We start from the raw sequence: 16,256 nt of genomic DNA, 5'->3' as shown, positions 1-16,256 counted from the left end.
CTGCAGCTCCAAACGACTTCTTCTCTAGAAGAGTGATTTGGAAGCCATATTTCTGTAAAAAGTATGCTGACATCAGTCCAACAATGCCTCCACCTATGATGGTTATATGAGAACTTGTTTTTACTTGTTGATTTTCGGATAGAAACTCTTTGAGAACAGTATAAGTATCTTTAGCTTGATTAGCGGACTGCTCTGTCTCTTTATCAACTTGCAAACTTAACAAACTGAGACGGTTCATTAAATGGGATTCATTTTTCATAATCGTTTACTTCACTAAACGTAAAAATGAATTCAATCTCTCACTTTTTGGATTCGTCAGTACCTCTTTCGGATTTCCTTGTTCCTCAATGATACCGTTATGCATGAAAATCACTCGATCTGCGACTTCTTTCGCGAATCCCATTTCATGTGTTACCACCACCATGGTCATACCTTCTGTCGCTAATTTTTTCATTACATGTAAGACTTCCCCCACAAGCTCAGGGTCAAGTGCTGATGTGGGCTCATCGAAAAGCATAATCTTAGGATTCATGGCAAGGGATCGAGCAATTGCCACCCGTTGCTGCTGACCTCCTGAAAGCTTCTTAGGGTACACATCTTTTTTGTCTTTAAGGCCGACTTTGTCTAATAGTTTAATAGCTTCAATCTCCGCTTCAGCCTTAGTTTGTTTTAAAACCTGAATGGGTCCCACCGTTACATTCTCTAAGACTGTCATATGCGGAAACAAATTAAATTGTTGAAAAACCATGCCGACCTCTTGCCTAATTTTACTAATATTCTTCACGGAATTATCCAATACAATATGATCGATTGTAATCTTACCGCTTGTCACTGTTTCTAGTCGATTTAAACATCTAAGTAACGTACTCTTCCCAGAACCACTGGCACCGATAAGAGCCACCACCTCACCCTTTTGTACTTGAAGGTCAATTCCCTTTAAAACCTCTAATTGATCAAAGCTCTTATGAAGATTTTCAACAAGAATGATTGGGGATACTGTACCGACCTCTTCGATCTGATTAGCTTTCACTTCAATTTCCTCCTAGCGTTCACTTATGGACATGCGCTGTTCAACCTTATTCAGGACAAATGTAAAGATGGTGGTCATCACAAGATAGAATCCAGCTGCGACGATATAGAATTCAATAAATGCATAATTCGTGGCAGCGAATCTTTGTGAAACCATCATTAATTCTGACACCGTTACGAGTGAAGCCAATGATGAATCCTTCAACATCATGACAGCTTGGTTTCCAAGTGAAGGTACACTGACTCTGATTGCCTGTGGAAGGATAATTTTTTTCATGATAACTGGATATCTCATCCCTAATGATTCTGCCGCCTCCACTTGCCCGGTTGGGACCGACATAATGCCTCCGCGATATATTTCAGCAATATAGGCAGCTGCATTCATCCCTAATGCAATGACAGATGAGACAAAAGGTGATAGCTCTATTCCAATTTGCGGTAAACCAAAATATACGAGAAACAATTGGACGAGCATGGGGGTTCCGCGAATAATCCAAATATAGAATTGTGCAATGTAGGATAATATTTTTATTTTGGAGATTCTCATTAAAGCAATGACCAACCCGAAAACTAGTCCAACGATTATAGATACAAGCGACAGTTGCATAGTAACAACTGCCGCCTTAATCATGAACGGAATAAAATCGCCTACTAAACTGAAATTAAGCATCGAATCTCTCCTTAGCGAATATCATTACCGAACCATTTCTTACTGATTTCTTCATAGGTCCCATCTTCCATCATATCTTTTAAGTGTTTATTGATTTCCGCTTTTAATGCTTCTTCATTTTTATTTAAAGTGATACCTGCCGCATCCTGAATAAGCATGTCACCAACAGGCTTGAAAGGATATCCTTTTTCTTTGATCATCCTGGCGCCTACTGCTTTATCTGTAATGACTCCAACGATACGTTTATTGGAAAGGTCTTGGAAAGTTAACATATCATTTTTATAAGTGACAACTTTTGCTCCAAGCTCGGTTGCTTTCTTTTCAAAGGTCGTTCCGATACAGACCCCAATCAGCTCCCCTTTAATATCTGCTACAGGATCTTTAATTGCAGTGTTATCTTCTGCGATAAATAGTTGGGCACCAGTATGATAATAAGGCTCTGTGAAATCTACCTTCTGTTTTCTTTCTTCCGTAATGGACATGCTCGAAAGGATAATATCGTACTTCTTTGTCAACAATCCGCCAATAATCGTGTCCCAAGGTGTAGGAACATAATTCGGCTTGACTCCCATTCTTTTCGTTATTTCGTCTGCAATATCGACGTCAAAGCCTACCAACTTATTACTCTCATCGAAATAGTTGAATGGTGGATAAGCACCTTCAATACCAATATTAATGACCCCTGCCTTTTGTATTTCTCCTAATAAACCTGTTTCTTTTTTCTCTCCTTTACCACCTTGAGACGTAGTTGTCTTTGTGGTCCCACACGCTGCAAGCATGAAAACTAAACATAATGTCAGAGCAAAAATAATGATCTTCTTCAAATTACTTCCCCCTCTTAATGTTTTTATAGAAAATCTAGAAATCTTATATAAAACTTCTAGAATAGTAAAAAAGATAAAAGACGTAATTTATAATCCTTTATTCAAAAATGGACAAGTTTATGTATGAAAAAAGGAAAAAACCGCGCAAGCATGAATACTACCAAATGAATAGAAAGAATCTATTCAAGCGAAAGTAATCATGGTTACACGGTTCAAATGGGAACATGAAAAGAGGTTATCTTTTCATAGCATTATGACCAAACCATTGACCTGGCGCACACTAATGTAAGCGCTTATCCAATTTATATGTGAAATTCATATAATTATATTCTAAAAAAAATTAATATTTATTTGAGTAACTATACACCTATTTTATAATAATCTGTCTTGGTTTCTTTTATCCATTCTTGAATTGGTTTCAACTTTCTTTACCTCGAAAAAATTTTTCAATAACTTTTTCTAGTACAGGTGCTGTATAATTATCAAATTTGTCATCTTCATCTAGAGGAATCCAAGCCGCATCAATTATGTCATTATTCGCTTCATTGTTTTTATCGATGTAAAGCTCTCCACCAATAATTTCTCCTAAAAATATATATTTCTTTTTATTTGTGTACAACAATTCTTTAATAGCTACATCGTAACCTGTTTCCTCTTTTACTTCTCTTATACAAGTTTCAAATGGGGTTTCATATTCTTCTATATTTCCACCAGGGAAATTCCATACTATGTCTCCTCTTTGCACATATTGTTTTACCATTAGGATTTTGTTTTCATTGATAATAACTGCTTGTGATATCATAAACACCGTTCCAAATATTCACAAAAATACTTATTCATGTCCTTTGTATCGTTAAATACTAATACCTTTTCGTTAAATTGATCCAAAATTATTAATATGTCAGGCTTACTTACATTTTCAAAATACGAGTTCCAAACAAACAATTTCTTAAACATACTGAAGGTTGGTTTATAATTTGAATGTTCAATCCCTAGCTTTTGTCTCAAAAATCGTTTTATTATTCGATATTTCCGGACTTTAACGTCTGTATCTATAAAAATAATAAGATCTGCATCTCTGAAACCTTGTTGTACCCATTTATAATGAACTCCCTCAATGATCCAAGTTTCACTCCCAACAATTCGATTTAAATATTCATTTCTCTCTACCTCACTTCTTCTCCTGTCTCCAGAGGGCAGCCTTTCCCAAACCACATTATCCAATTCATAATAAGGAATTTTTAATTTTGTAGAGAGTTTTTTTGCTAGGGTTGTCTTTCCACTCCCGACAGACCCGATGATTTGTATTTTGCTAAGTCTTATATTCTTATTCAATGCTTTCACCATCTTTTCTTGTATGAATACGGTTTCTGTACTGAATGTCAGAATTCCTCTGAGAATATTAAATAAAATAGTTTGATACAAAAAAAGATTTGCTGAGAAATCTCCAGCAAATCTTTTAGTCTAAATGAAACATGGTTGGATAGAAAAACTAAATTTTTTTCTTCTCTTACTTTTTCTTTTAGCTTTTTCCTTTCCATGTATCCTTCAATGAAACTATTCTATTGAAGATTATTTTTTTGTTAGTTGTAAGTTTATCAACACAAAAATATCCATGTCTAAAAAATTGAAACTTCTCTTCTGGAATTGCGGTTTTTACCGTTGGATCAACAATACAATTTGAAAGAGTGATTTTTGAATATGGGTTTATTTTTTCCTCCCACGATTTATGTTCGTTCTTTAGAATTTCTTCATCTTCAAATAATTTCTCGAATAAGTTTACTTCTACTGGTATCCCATGTGAGGCTGAGACCCAATGAATCGTACCTTTAACTTTTCTTTCCGTAAATCCTGAACCACTTTTAGTTAATGGATCATAGGTGCAAAGAAGCTCAGTTATTTCACCGGTTACATCATCCTTAATAATTTGATTGCATTTTATAAAATAAGCACCCTTTAATCGTATTTCCGAATTTAATGTCAATCGCTTAAAGCCTTTTGTAGGTTCTTCCATAAAGTCATCTTTCTCAATATAAATAACTCTAGAGAATGGAACCTGTCTATTTCCTAAATCCTTATTTTCACTATTGTTTTCGATTGATAGAAGCTCAGTTTTTCCTTCTTCATAATTAGTAATGGTAACTTTTAATGGATTTAAGACAGCCATTACACTTTTTACTTTTAGTTTTAGGTCGTTCCTAATTGTACTTTCAAGTAATGAGAAATCAATGGTGCTTTGGTGCTTTACTAGACCTATTTCTTTGATAAACGTTTTAATACTTTCTGGGGTAAATCCCCTTCTTCTTAAACCTTTGATTGTAGGCAATCGAGGGTCATCCCAGCCATCCACGTGTTTTCCAGCTACTAATTCTCTTAAATAACGCTTGCTAGTAACAACTCCATTTAAGTTCACTCGTCCGAATTCTCGTTGCTTTGGTGGTTCGGTAAAATCTAATTCCTCTAATACCCATTCGTAAAGAGGACGATGGTCTTTAAATTCTATGGAACATAAGGAATGAGTAATTCCTTCTATCGCATCTTGAATGGGATGAGCAAAATCATACATCGGATAAATACACCAATCATTCCCTGTTCGATAATGATGGGCATGTATAATCCTGTATAGAACAGGATCCCTTAAGTTGATATTTGGTGAATCCATAGCAATTTTCGCCCGCAAAACCATGGAAGAGGTAGGAAAATCACCATTTTTCATTTTTTGAAAAAGTGTTAAGTTTTCTTCTACGGTTCGATTTCTATAAGGACTATTTTTCCCAGGGTCAGTTAATGTTCCTCGATATTCTGTCATTTCTTCAGGTGATAATTCACAAACAAACGCTTTTCCTTTTTTAATCAGCTTAATGGCTGCCTCAAAAATGTCTTTTGAATAATCTGATCCATAAAAAATTCGATCTCCTGGACTAAGTCCTAGCCAATTCATATCTTCGATTATCGCGTCCACGTATTCAATATCCTCTTTTAATGGATTCGTATCATCAAAACGCAAATTAAATCTACCGTTATATTGTTTTGCAAACATATAATTCACATAAATAGCAAATGCACTACCAATATGAAGATAGCCATTCGGCTCGGGTGGGAATCGTGTACTAATAGGTCTATGAAAGGTTTTATTGTCCAAATCTTCTTCAATTAATTTATGGATAAAAGAATCTGTAAACATTTTTACTCCTCCAATGAATGTTATGGTTGTTAACATTTATGATAAAATTTCTTTAAGGAAATAAAAAAATCCCACCCCCAAGACTATGTTCAGCCTTGGGGGCGAGATTTGAATTCGCGGTACCACCCCAGTTTATTAATATGTTGCCATATTAACCTCTTCGGGTACGGTATTTTTAAAAATACTTATACCCTAGCTCTATAACAGGAGCACCTGTCACACTATCCCCTAATTAAAGGTTCCAATGTGATAGCTCAGAGTCTTGGTTCAATAAAAGCAATCTTACTCCTTTTCAGCAACCGGAGCTCTCTGTAAAGAATACATTTACCTACTCTTCTCTTCATCGCCATTTTAAGAATTGATTTTTAATATAGTATCAATCAAAGAATTAGAAGTAAACAAAATTTTTCAGATTAATCTTATTTTTATTGATCAGGATACGTTTCTTGCAAAAATTTAACCGATTGAGTGATTAATTCTTTCAAAATTTCCACATCAATATCGGCCATTTTATTTATGTATACACATGCCTTTCCAGTAGTGTGCTTACCGAAGTTATTAAGTAATTCCTCACGTTTTTGGTCACCAGGAGCAAAATACAAACTTATTTTCGCTTTTCTAGGGGAAAAGCCTACTAGCGGTGCATCACCTTCATGTCCAGACTCATATTTATAATGATAGGATCCGAACCCAATGATACTTGGTCCCCACATTTTTGCTTGAAAACCAGTTGTTTCAGTAAAAAGATCTAATAATTTATATGCATCTTCTTTTTTCTTTGGGTTATCGACATGTTCAATAAACTCAATAACACTATTATCGGTTTCTTTTGTTTTTAGCTCGTACATGATTTCTTCCCCTCCTTAATGTATGTTTAAGAAATTTACTATTTCAAAATATGTAATTTTGGCTGACTCCTCAAGGTACTTTGCTGAATAAGGATCACCAAAACCGTGCTTACCTTCCATTTTAAACGTAATAATATCTTTTTTATTTAACATAGTAATCAGCTTATCCAATTCAAATGATTTTTCTTCACTTGGAAAGAATAACAATACAGGACATTTAGGATTGGTTTTTACATAATCCCTTATCCTTGAACCATAAAATCCGATCACACCATCAATATCATCTGACTCACTACAGTTCCAAGCTACTGTTGCCCCAATACTAAAACCAATGATAAATACTTTTTTATAAAAAGACTTTACCTCTGAAAGTAATACATTGACTTTTCGATTTGCTGAAGTAAAACCTACATTTTCCATAAAGTACTGATAAGCGAGTTGTTGCTCAGAATAACAAAATGACATATCCCTTTCTAATAAATTGGGACAAATAACATCAAAACCCTCTTTAGCTAATTTTTCAGAAAAATCTTTAATATGTTGGTTTATTCCATAAATTTCATGTAATACAATAATGACTTTGTTTGAATTGTTATTGATTTTAATCATTGCCTGCATTAAACCTTAGAACTCGATTAGAAAAGGATGAGAATCTTCTTTTAGACAAAGTTCAATTCTCTCTCTGAAATTTTTCCAAGTGACCATTTCTAACGCATCTTTTATTGGAAAGAAACCTACTTCTAAGCTCTCAGGAGTTGTAGTGAGTTCTCCTCCAATAGGCGTTCCTATAAACAATGTGTTACAAATTGAATTGTTTACATTTTGAAAGACTCCACAAAATTTAGTGATTTCTATATCAATTCCACTTTCTTCCTTCGTTTCTCTAATTGCGGCAGTTTTTAAGGATTCCCCTTCTTCTACTTGTCCTCCTGGCATTTCCCAACCTCTTCTTGGGCCTTTGATAAGTAGGATTTCATTTCTTTCGTTTAGTACTATGGCTGCTGCTGAAACAATATGTTTTGGTGGTACCATTTATAGTTCTCCTCTCATTTTCAATCATTGAACTAATCCCTTAATACTATTTCTTTCAATGATGTTATTTTCCTTTAAAATCAAACAAGAAAAAAAGAATGACCAACTCATATAAATCATACTAAAAGTAAACATTAAAACTGTCTTAATCATAAAGGGGGATTAATTTGAATAAACAACGTGCTCAGCAAATAGCAGCTTCACCTGTAATGTCTCATGTAACGTATAATGAAATTCCTGTCTACATTCAAAATATTGATGAAAAAAATGAAACAGCAAGAATTTATCCATTAGATCAACCAAATAATGAACAAGACGTTCCATTGTCCAATTTAGTTGAACATTTAATGGAATAGACTAGTTCACCATCTTAATTGGGAGGAACTAAATAGTATGAACTCAGAATCACCAATCGTCACCTGTCCTAATTGCAAATCACAATCAGAATTACAATCTGTTTTGACTGCTCAATCTAATCAAAATGTAATATTTAATTGCCCTGATTGTGGTTATGAGTTACGGAATATTAAGACAAGTAAAGGTTAAAAATTACCAAAAAAGCCTTTGATGGTAGAAAATCAGAGGCTTTTTGTATGTAAAAATATATGGCAGCTATATTTAATGCTTTATAGGAAGGATTAGTCGTCACGATAAACATATTGTTTAAAGAGTTTCCCACTAAATTTTTCTAATATTACCGAACGGACCATGTATTTTACCGAATAGGATAATTTTTTTACCGAAATAGTCGTTTTTATTACCAAATCATCATTCAATATTACCAAATGCTTATACTAGCGCTTTTAAAAAGTTAAATATGGAAATTCCATTAAAACTAATTATCATTTTCAGATTTATCTGTTATCTTTATTTTAGACTGATTTAGAAAGTGTGATGGTACTAGATGGAATACACAATTGAACCCCTTAACGAAAGTTCTATATTAATAATTTTTACAAATCAAAATTATGTTGAAGTCCAAAAAATAGCGCAATATATAGCTCTAAACCCGTTTAAAGGGTATGTAGAGCTAGTCCCTGCTTACAATACCATTACAGTTTACTATAATCCATTTATCATGAAAGGAGACTCCCCATTTAGTACTGTCACAAAGCTACTTTGCAATATGATAAATACAATGAATTCATCACTTCAACTTAATAATAGATATTTTGAAATCCCAGTTTGTTATGAAAATGATTTCGGATTAGATCTCCAATTGCTAGCAGAAAGCAAAAAAATCTCAATCAATGAAATTATTCACCTACATAGCCAGGTGATTTACGATGTTATTTTTATTGGTTTTTCTCCAGGGTTTCCTTTTCTATCTGGTTTGGATCAACAGCTTCACTCCCCAAGAAAAACAAGTCCCCGTATAAAAGTTCCACAAGGTTCTGTTGGCGTTGCAGGTAATCAAACGGGAATTTATCCCCTTGATAGCCCCGGAGGTTGGCAAATTATTGGTAGAACCCCTATCAGGTTGTTTGACATTCACCAACAACCATCTCCAACTTTATTAAAAGCTGGGGACCAGGTAAAGTTCTATCCAATCAGCAGAGTCGAATTTGATCAATGGGAGAATCAAGCATGGGTGTAAAGGTCAATAAACCAGGATTATTAACAACTGTACAGGATATGGGTAGATATGGATATCAACGTGACGGCATTATTGTTTCAGGTTCCATGGATCTCTTATCTCATAGACTAGCGAATTTATTAGTAGGTAATGATGAAAATGAAGCAGCTTTAGAGGTGACACAAATTGGCCCGTCCCTTCAGTTCCTTACTAACTCATTGATTGCGATATCAGGTGGAGATTTATCCCCAACTTTAAACAATCATTCAATTTCTTTAAATAAACCGTTTTTTGTAGAAAAAGGAGACATTTTAGCATTCGGAAAAGCTTTGATTGGTTGTCGATGTTATATCGCTTTTAAAGGTGGAATTCTAGTAGAGAAAATTTTAGGAAGTAAAAGCACGTGCCTTCCTGCCAGATTTGGTGGTTTTGATGGTAGGCCATTATTAAAAGGAGATGTCCTTCCAATAGTAGATGTTAAATTTAAAGAAGCCCCAAAAATTAATTGGCTGCTTTCTCCTAATTACTCCAACAACCTATTTGAAAATCAACCTATTAGATTTATTAGAGGCAGGCAATATGATTATTTTGATAAAGGTAGTATAGCGCTTTTACAGTCTTCTAGCTTTACAGTAACGAAGGATTCCAACAGAATGGGATTCCGTTTACAGGGTCCACAGCTTCATTTACTCAAAAAACAAGAATTGGTGACAGAAGGAGTCACTTTTGGAACAGTACAAATACCTTCAAATGGACAACCGATTATCTTAATGGCTGATCGACAAACAACAGGTGGATACCCCAAAATTGCCCAAATCATAACTACGGACCTACCTCGTTTAGCACAGCGAAAACCGGGAGATTTCATTACCTTTAAGGAAATTTCATTAGATCATGCTCATCAATTAGCCTTACAGCAAGAAAATGAAATCAGATCACTTAAGAAAATTATCTTGGCAAAATGGAAAGAGAGTGGATATTAGTTGTTTTCAGTGGATCTAAATTGTGATTTAGGAGAAAGCTTTGGTGCTTACCAAATCGGGCAAGATCAAGAAATGATGAAATACATTTCGTCTGCGAACATTGCATGTGGATTCCATGCAGGTGATCCAAATATTATGTACAAAACCGTTGAATTAGCATATACAAACAATGTGAAAATAGGAGCACATCCTGGTTTTCCTGACCTAAGTGGTTTCGGTCGTAGAAATATGAATCTTTCTCCTGAAGAGGTTTATTATATAGTGTTATATCAAGTGGGAGCATTACAAGCTTTTGTATGTGCTCAAGGAGCTAAACTCAACCATGTCAAGCCGCATGGTGCCTTGTATAATATGAGCGCTGTAAATCCGGCATATGCAGAGGCAATAACCAAAGCAGTCTATCATCTTGATCCTACCCTAATACTTTATGGACTCGCCAACAGTGAATTAATTCAAGCAGGAACTAAATATGGAATAAATGTCGCAAGTGAAGTATTCGCTGACAGAACATATCAGGATGATGGTACTCTGACACCAAGAAATGAAAAGAATGCTCTTATCATAGATGAAAATCAAGCTATCACGCAAACTCTTCTTATGGTAAAAGAAAAAAGGGTAAAGACTGTAAATGGAAAAATGATTCCATTAGTGGCAGATACGATATGCTTACATGGAGATAATTTACATGCGGTTTCTTTTGCTAGGAAGTTAACGTCTGTATTGTTATCAGAAGGAATTCAAATTAAATAATAAAAGAGCTGCCGAGTTTGAAGCAGCTCTTTTACAAAATTATTTTTTGTTTAGTAAACGTTTAATTGTCCTGATTTGACCACGATGATTAATTTCATCCTCCATCACATGGTACCACATCCAATAATGGTTATACGGCTTACCATTATCCCATTTATGTTCTTCCATTAACCACGAATCATCCTGTGATTTTAGTATAGCCAATGTATTTTCCCTCACATCATTCAATACAGTAAGGTAATACTCTAGTGGTTTACCTTTTATTTCGTCCCTGGCTTTTTCACCTAGATCTAGTGCGGCTTCCTATCTCAAGAGTTCACTTTCATTCAAGTCCCTATTTTCAACAGTAATAATTTGATAAGCAAAATCTACCGAAGCAATATGCATTAATAAAGCTCCTATAGTATTGCCATGACCTTCGGGTAAAAAGTCTAAATCGTCTTGGCTTAAATCTTTTATGTCATGTAACAAAACCGCTCTTGAATAATCCATCATGGAAACGAGTGAACCTATTTTCTCAGTAAAACCTTCCCTATGCACAATCCTATAATCAATCATGTCATTACCTCCAATCTTTTCATAATTCAAGATTAACAGGATGAAGGAAAATAAATAGACTTATATTCATTGGATAATAATGGTATAATTATGATAGACTTACATATTAATCCTCTCAAACAAACCAGATTCTTTATTATTGAAACCTTAATCTTTTTAAATCGTAACAAATGTTATATTGGTTAGGAGGGTTTAGTATGACAGGAATGGTCACAATTATTATGGTTTTTTCAATTCCAATCATTGCAATCGTAACAAGTCATTTGCAAAAGCAGACCAAGCTAAAAGGGAAAATGCTACTAGATGAAATTGAGTTAGAAAAACTTAAAAACCAAAACTTCTTAATTGAGACAGAAAAAATGCGACTCGAAATTGAGAAAATGAAACTTAATGATTTACCAAGGCATGATAAGATAGTGTGATACATAGTAAAAGGTCAACCAAGATTAAGCCGAGGTTGACCTTTCATTTTTTAGTTAAAAATTATTCCTCATCCAATTCATCTTCCCATATTTTGCTCGAAAAATAATCAAATCTTTCTTTGCGGTTTGAGTCTACTCTTTGAAAGAGAATACTTAATTCTGGAAGAGTAGTTTCATTTGTTTTCCTTTTTCCTAATAATTTGTCAATGTATAAAAGTAGATATTTCATAGACATGATTTCGCCATTCCAATATTCAATATCTCCTGTTAATTTTTTGTCTAATTTCGCCATTTGAATTTGTTTCATTGCATAAATTACGATATCCGCAACAAGTACATCACTTTTTTTCATCCAAATTACCTCTAATTAAATATTTCTCCTTAAAATTTGAATAATGGTTTTTAAGGCGTTTCGGAGAATCAGATGTGTTATGTAATAAGATTGTTAGCTGATCCAACAATGATTCCCATGGGATAAAACTGATATTGTGATGAAGAGATGGTACAATTACATTGTTAAAAACATGCTGGTATTCTTTGTAAAGTGAATAGTTGTTATTGGGACAAATTATGATTAACAAATTATCATTTGATTCTTCCAAATATGAGAGGTTTCTTAACAACTGATAATTTCTAATTAATTCTTCATATTGGTTAAGGTCTGATTTTAATTTTTCAAATAAACGATACTTATAAACCTCATTATATTTCTTAATGTATTTTTCACTAGATTTAACTTTCCCAAATTTACTCTCAGTGTACTTAATTTCAAAGAAAATTTGTTTACCTGATCGTAATTTAATATAAAAGTCAAAGTTAGTACCTTCTTCAAAATTCATTATCTTCTCGAACTCGCAAAGTTCCGGACTTTCATTTTCTAGATTAAGAATCTTTAACAACAATTCAATTTTATTTTCTAAAATTAAGGGATAAAAAAAATTTAGACAAACAGCTTGAGAGGAATTTAAGTGATGGAAGTCTTGATGGAGATGAAGTTTTTGTTCTTGTATGTACTGTAATAGTTCTTTTCTATAATCCTCTATTAAATTTAAATCCATGTATTCAACAGGTAATATATGACTATATGGTACTTTATTTTTCTTCCAGAACCCATTTTCAGAAACACCTAGCTTATGTATTTTGTATTCAGACAAATGATTTTTAATATTTTCCTGAAAGTTCAAATGATATCCCCCACTCCTAATTTCAAACCATTATTACTTAAATTTATTAAAAGATTTAGAGAATAGAATATTATCCTGTTGAAATGGTGTAACTTGGAAGTGATTATATTTCCAAATTACACCATAATTATTTTACTTCTCTATTTCAAGTACAGGCTCTTTTACTTCTTTACTCGCTGAAATTTGATTAGTAGCTCCCAGTTCATATGAAATTCGGTCTAAGCTATGACGAATATTCCCTTTACCCGAAAGATTCTCTAACATTTCTTTAACATCGATACCTGAAGAAGCTTTCAAGGATTCTTGTAGCGATGACATAAGACTAGTCGCATAACCTGTTACTTTATTGGCACCACCATGATCTCCACTTCCTCCAGTGTCAACGACCGTGATTTTATCAATATTTGATAACGGACTTGCTACTTGTTTAGCGTATTCCGGAAGCATCCTTACAATCATATCCAAAATGGCTGCTTGCCCGTATTGTTCAAACGCTTCAGCAATCTTGCGCTTTGCCTCAGCTTCAGCCAAACCTGTTAATCTGATAATTTCTGCTTCTGTTTCCCCTTTTGCACGCTCAGCCTCTGCTTTGGCCAATCCATCTAACCTTACCTTTTCAGCTTCTGCTTTAGCCATTGCTTCAATTCGATATTGGTTTGCATCTGCAGCAGCTAACTCTTTCGCTTTTTCAGCTGCTGCAGCTTGTTCTACTGCATAGCGATCGGCATCCGCTTTCTTTTTCACTTCCGAATCATACTGTTTTTCTCTACGTAAAATCTCTTTTTCTTCTAACTCAATTTGTTTTTGACGTTCAATAATCTTGATTTGCATTTCATGTTCTGTTACTTCTTGCTTTGCACGAGCAGTTTCTAAATCATATGCTTGGTCAGCACGAGCCTTTGCAACATCTTGATCACGCCTGAAATCTGCCATTTTCATTTGATTGTCTTTTTCCGCCTCAGCAATTTCAGTTGCGCGCTCCAACTCAGCCTTCTTAGCTTCTTTATCTGCCTCAGCGCGCTTAATCCTAGTTTCTTTTTCAGCCTCAGCTGTCGCAATATCAGCGTCTCTTCGAACTTGAGCGATTCTTGGTTTACCAAGGGCCTCTAGGTATCCATTTTTATCTCTAACATCTTTAATCGTAAATGATACAATCACAAGACCCATTTTAGCCAAATCCTGTGACGCAACACGTTGCACCTCTTGTGAAAATTTGTCACGATTTTTATAGATTTCTTCAACTGTCATCGATCCTAATATAGAACGTAGATGACCTTCTAAAACCTCACGTGCTTCGTTTTCTCTATCTTCTTTCCCTTTTCCTAAAAATTGTTCAGCAGCTGTCGCAATATCCTCAATAGTTCCGCCGATTTTAATGATGGCAGTTCCATCAGCCATAACAGGAACTCCTTGCTCCGTATAAACTTCTGGTGTAGTAACTTCAAGTTTACTAGTTAATAAACTTAATGGTTCTGCTTGCTGAAACACTGGAAAAATAAATGCACCACCACCTCGGATGATTTTTATCTTATTTCCAGATTCATCAACATTTACGTTTTTACTACCTAAATAACTTCCTGTGACAATTAAAGCTTCGTCTGGACCTACTGTTCGATATTTCATAATAAATACTGCAATAAGGGCAATCACTACAAAAATAGCAATTCCAATTGAAATCATGATGGGTGTCATAAGGACATCCTCCTCTTCTTATGGGAAACTTTTGCTAGCTTATAAGTACATTTCTTCAACGCTTTCATGTAGAGATACATATAGAACGCCTTTTTTGATATCTATTACTAATACGGTTTGACCTTCTATTATTGAAGAACCCTCAAAACATGCTGCTGGTTTAGAGATTCGACCACTATTGCTTTCAATTAAAACTTCACCAAATCCATCCTTCGGTATTGGAATGATCACTTTCCCAAGTCTTCCTATTAACGATTCTTGTGTATAGACGAGCGATTCTTCGGCTTTGGATAAAGGAACAAGGATGAAGAAGTTTATTAAAGTTACCAAAGCGAGTGAAAGGAAAACGTTAATCATAAGTATGATAAGACCATTCAAGGGAGTTAGTCGTTCCAACAAATATCCACTGGCAGACAGAAAAGTAAAAAACGATAATAGTAGAGTGGGATTAAGAAAATCAATTGAAGATGCAATCCCTTCCAAAACATCACCAAATAAAACATACAATAATGTTAGCACTCCAAATCCAATGAGCATAAACAAATAAATAGTATGGAGAGGTATTCCAAAAAGCTCCATCAGTACTCACCCTCTAACTAATTTCCTCTATGTTCTTTAGCTGTTTTTTTAATTCTTCTAGTTCTAAATCTATATGATTTTTACCTGACAGTTCGGAAATTTCTTGTTCTAAGTTTCTCGTAAGAATCTGTATATCTTCACTCGCCTCTGCTTCAGCTTCCAATTGAATAACTTTTTCTTCCATCCGCTTAAATCCTTGTTTGGCGTTACCTTGGTTAATTGATGTAAGTGATTGATTCATTGTAGAGCGAGCTTTTGCTGCTTGTTGTCTAGCTTTCAATGAATCAAGCTTTAATTCCATTTCTCGATATTCATCTTTCATGATTTTTAACTTTACTTTAAGATCATCTACATGCTGCACTGTAATTGTGTGTTGTTCATCTAATGCATTCAATTCATTCACTAGCTTTGATTTATCCTCCAATGCTCTCTTCGCTAAATCTTCTCTATTATTTTTTATCGATTCAACAGCTTGATCCTTCCTTTTTGAGATGAGCTCGTTTAAATCTTTAATTTTTCTGGATAATAGCTTTTCATTCGCAATGACTTTTGCTGTTGCTTTTTCAGCTTCTTGAATTTCTCCACTCATTTGCCTTAAATATTCATTAAGCATGGTGATAGGATTTTCAGCCTTGTCTATCAATGAATGAAGTTCAGCATTCACCACAGTCTTCACACGTTTGAATAATTCAAACATCGTGTAGCACCTCCTGAATTTTTTGGGAATACCTACTTTACGGAAGAAAATTGGAAAAGTTTCACACTTTATTGTCGAAATCTGGTAATTAATAAAAATAGTTCCTTTTGACTACTAGTATATTAATCTGGAGAGATCATCTAGGGCATCATTGAGGTCGTATGATTCCCTTTTCATTACGTAGAGTGTCAAATGGGCATCGTTGAGGTCGTATGATTCCCTTTTTCC

At 34.4% G+C, this 16,256-nt stretch carries 20 protein-coding genes, 1 pseudogene and 1 other annotated feature; of the genes and pseudogenes, 5 read left to right on the top strand and 16 right to left on the bottom strand.

Translation table 11 applies throughout. The features are described 5' to 3' along the window. From DBX25_RS20890 to DBX25_RS02265, 10 genes are all read right to left on the bottom strand, one after another. On the bottom strand, nt 1-259 hold a 259-nt coding region (locus DBX25_RS20890; protein WP_205685166.1), incomplete at its 3' end, for an FAD-dependent oxidoreductase. A gap of 6 nt (nt 260-265) precedes the next feature. Next, nucleotides 266-988: an amino acid ABC transporter ATP-binding protein gene (locus DBX25_RS02305; RefSeq protein WP_108669341.1), complete on the bottom strand. Its 723-nt coding sequence runs from the start codon at nt 986-988 to the stop codon at nt 266-268. A gap of 54 nt (nt 989-1,042) precedes the next feature. Next, complete coding sequence (locus tag DBX25_RS02300) at nt 1,043-1,699, bottom strand: amino acid ABC transporter permease (RefSeq protein ID WP_108669163.1); 657 nt, start codon at nt 1,697-1,699, stop codon at nt 1,043-1,045. Nucleotides 1,700-1,710: 11 nt separating this feature from the next. Then, on the bottom strand, nt 1,711-2,523 hold the full coding sequence (locus tag DBX25_RS02295; RefSeq protein WP_108669162.1) for a transporter substrate-binding domain-containing protein: 813 nt from the start codon (nt 2,521-2,523) through the stop codon (nt 1,711-1,713). A 418-nt stretch (nt 2,524-2,941) separates the two neighbouring features. Beyond that, the gene (locus tag DBX25_RS02290) at nt 2,942-3,325 is read right to left on the bottom strand and encodes an NUDIX domain-containing protein (RefSeq protein ID WP_108669161.1); all 384 of its coding nucleotides are present in this window, start codon (nt 3,323-3,325) and stop codon (nt 2,942-2,944) included. Continuing rightward, complete coding sequence (locus tag DBX25_RS02285; RefSeq protein ID WP_240620120.1) at nt 3,322-3,858, bottom strand: P-loop NTPase family protein; 537 nt, start codon at nt 3,856-3,858, stop codon at nt 3,322-3,324. The genes DBX25_RS02290 and DBX25_RS02285 overlap by 4 nt, the downstream gene beginning before the upstream one ends. 187 nt (nt 3,859-4,045) lie before the next feature. Continuing rightward, nucleotides 4,046-5,707 (bottom strand): glutamine--tRNA ligase/YqeY domain fusion protein, encoded by a 1,662-nt coding sequence (locus tag DBX25_RS02280; protein ID WP_108669160.1) that lies wholly within the window; start codon nt 5,705-5,707, stop codon nt 4,046-4,048. 94 nt (nt 5,708-5,801) lie between these two features. Next, nucleotides 5,802-6,060, bottom strand: a binding site (T-box leader). A 72-nt stretch (nt 6,061-6,132) separates the two neighbouring features. After that, a complete protein-coding gene (locus DBX25_RS02275; RefSeq protein ID WP_108669159.1) occupies nt 6,133-6,555 on the bottom strand; it encodes a DUF1801 domain-containing protein in 423 nt (140 codons plus the stop codon). Between the two features lie 15 nt (nt 6,556-6,570). Continuing rightward, nucleotides 6,571-7,164, bottom strand: coding sequence for a dienelactone hydrolase family protein (locus tag DBX25_RS02270; protein WP_108669339.1), 594 nt, complete (start codon nt 7,162-7,164; stop codon nt 6,571-6,573). Nucleotides 7,165-7,179: 15 nt separating this feature from the next. Beyond that, the gene (locus tag DBX25_RS02265; protein WP_108669158.1) at nt 7,180-7,587 is read right to left on the bottom strand and encodes an NUDIX hydrolase; all 408 of its coding nucleotides are present in this window, start codon (nt 7,585-7,587) and stop codon (nt 7,180-7,182) included. 167 nt (nt 7,588-7,754) lie between these two features. On the opposite strand from DBX25_RS02265, the gene DBX25_RS02260 reads away from it, so the two are divergent. The 4 genes from DBX25_RS02260 (at nt 7,755) to DBX25_RS02240 (ending at nt 10,896) form a co-directional block, all read left to right on the top strand. Next, nucleotides 7,755-7,943 carry a small acid-soluble spore protein H gene (locus DBX25_RS02260; protein ID WP_108669157.1) on the top strand — a complete coding sequence of 63 codons (189 nt, stop codon included), beginning with the start codon at nt 7,755-7,757 and terminating at the stop codon, nt 7,941-7,943. Between the two features lie 548 nt (nt 7,944-8,491). After that, nucleotides 8,492-9,184, top strand: a complete 693-nt coding sequence (gene pxpB, locus DBX25_RS02250) for a 5-oxoprolinase subunit PxpB (protein WP_108669155.1) — start codon at nt 8,492-8,494, stop codon at nt 9,182-9,184. Next, entirely contained in the window at nt 9,175-10,146 is a 972-nt protein-coding gene (locus DBX25_RS02245; RefSeq protein WP_108669154.1) for a 5-oxoprolinase subunit C family protein, read from the top strand. Before pxpB ends, DBX25_RS02245 begins: the two co-directional genes overlap by 10 nt. Then, nucleotides 10,147-10,896 carry a LamB/YcsF family protein gene (locus DBX25_RS02240; RefSeq protein ID WP_108669153.1) on the top strand — a complete coding sequence of 250 codons (750 nt, stop codon included), beginning with the start codon at nt 10,147-10,149 and terminating at the stop codon, nt 10,894-10,896. Nucleotides 10,897-10,935: 39 nt separating this feature from the next. Here DBX25_RS02240 and DBX25_RS02235 read toward each other — a convergent pair. Continuing rightward, nucleotides 10,936-11,454: pseudogene (locus DBX25_RS02235) on the bottom strand (DinB family protein). Between the two features lie 197 nt (nt 11,455-11,651). Between DBX25_RS02235 and DBX25_RS02230 the strand changes: the two are divergent. After that, nucleotides 11,652-11,876 (top strand): hypothetical protein, encoded by a 225-nt coding sequence (locus tag DBX25_RS02230; RefSeq protein WP_108669152.1) that lies wholly within the window; start codon nt 11,652-11,654, stop codon nt 11,874-11,876. A 61-nt stretch (nt 11,877-11,937) separates the two neighbouring features. Here DBX25_RS02230 and DBX25_RS02225 read toward each other — a convergent pair whose 3' ends face one another. The 5 genes from DBX25_RS02225 to DBX25_RS02205 all read right to left on the bottom strand — a co-directional run bounded on the left by DBX25_RS02225 (nt 11,938) and on the right by DBX25_RS02205 (nt 16,028). Next, nucleotides 11,938-12,228, bottom strand: a complete 291-nt coding sequence (locus DBX25_RS02225) for a hypothetical protein (protein ID WP_108669151.1) — start codon at nt 12,226-12,228, stop codon at nt 11,938-11,940. Next, a complete protein-coding gene (locus DBX25_RS02220; protein WP_108669150.1) occupies nt 12,215-13,060 on the bottom strand; it encodes a PGN_0703 family putative restriction endonuclease in 846 nt (281 codons plus the stop codon). The genes DBX25_RS02225 and DBX25_RS02220 overlap by 14 nt, the downstream gene beginning before the upstream one ends. Before the next feature lie 132 nt (nt 13,061-13,192). Further along, complete coding sequence (locus DBX25_RS02215) at nt 13,193-14,752, bottom strand: flotillin family protein (RefSeq protein ID WP_108669149.1); 1,560 nt, start codon at nt 14,750-14,752, stop codon at nt 13,193-13,195. A 39-nt stretch (nt 14,753-14,791) separates the two neighbouring features. Then, a complete protein-coding gene (locus DBX25_RS02210) occupies nt 14,792-15,331 on the bottom strand; it encodes an NfeD family membrane protein (RefSeq protein ID WP_108669148.1) in 540 nt (179 codons plus the stop codon). 13 nt (nt 15,332-15,344) lie between these two features. Beyond that, entirely contained in the window at nt 15,345-16,028 is a 684-nt protein-coding gene (locus tag DBX25_RS02205) for a PspA/IM30 family protein (RefSeq protein WP_108669147.1), read from the bottom strand. Nucleotides 16,029-16,256 lie beyond the last annotated feature (228 nt).

Origin of the sequence: Peribacillus acanthi (assembly GCF_003073175.1) — a bacterium.
GTDB lineage: Bacteria > Bacillota > Bacilli > Bacillales > DSM-1321 > Bacillus_BN > Bacillus_BN acanthi.
The sequence above is the reverse complement of the archived record's forward strand: the minus strand, read 5'-3'. Positions and strand labels throughout refer to the sequence as shown.

Excerpts from the sequence above, each read along its gene's own strand:
- DBX25_RS02225 (WP_108669151.1), bottom strand. The coding sequence starts at position 12,228 with ATGAAAAAAAGTGATGTACTTGTTGCGGATATCGTAATTTATGCAATG.
- pxpB (WP_108669155.1), top strand. The coding sequence starts at position 8,492 with ATGGAATACACAATTGAACCCCTTAACGAAAGTTCTATATTAATAATT.
- DBX25_RS02280 (WP_108669160.1), bottom strand. The coding sequence starts at position 5,707 with ATGTTTACAGATTCTTTTATCCATAAATTAATTGAAGAAGATTTGGAC.
- DBX25_RS02270 (WP_108669339.1), bottom strand. The coding sequence starts at position 7,164 with ATGATTAAAATCAATAACAATTCAAACAAAGTCATTATTGTATTACAT.
- DBX25_RS02300 (WP_108669163.1), bottom strand. The coding sequence starts at position 1,699 with ATGCTTAATTTCAGTTTAGTAGGCGATTTTATTCCGTTCATGATTAAG.
- DBX25_RS02245 (WP_108669154.1), top strand. The coding sequence starts at position 9,175 with ATGGGTGTAAAGGTCAATAAACCAGGATTATTAACAACTGTACAGGAT.
- DBX25_RS02275 (WP_108669159.1), bottom strand. The coding sequence starts at position 6,555 with ATGTACGAGCTAAAAACAAAAGAAACCGATAATAGTGTTATTGAGTTT.
- DBX25_RS02215 (WP_108669149.1), bottom strand. The coding sequence starts at position 14,752 with ATGACACCCATCATGATTTCAATTGGAATTGCTATTTTTGTAGTGATT.
- DBX25_RS02205 (WP_108669147.1), bottom strand. The coding sequence starts at position 16,028 with ATGTTTGAATTATTCAAACGTGTGAAGACTGTGGTGAATGCTGAACTT.
- DBX25_RS02230 (WP_108669152.1), top strand. The coding sequence starts at position 11,652 with ATGACAGGAATGGTCACAATTATTATGGTTTTTTCAATTCCAATCATT.
- DBX25_RS02290 (WP_108669161.1), bottom strand. The coding sequence starts at position 3,325 with ATGATATCACAAGCAGTTATTATCAATGAAAACAAAATCCTAATGGTA.
- DBX25_RS02265 (WP_108669158.1), bottom strand. The coding sequence starts at position 7,587 with ATGGTACCACCAAAACATATTGTTTCAGCAGCAGCCATAGTACTAAAC.
- DBX25_RS02210 (WP_108669148.1), bottom strand. The coding sequence starts at position 15,331 with ATGGAGCTTTTTGGAATACCTCTCCATACTATTTATTTGTTTATGCTC.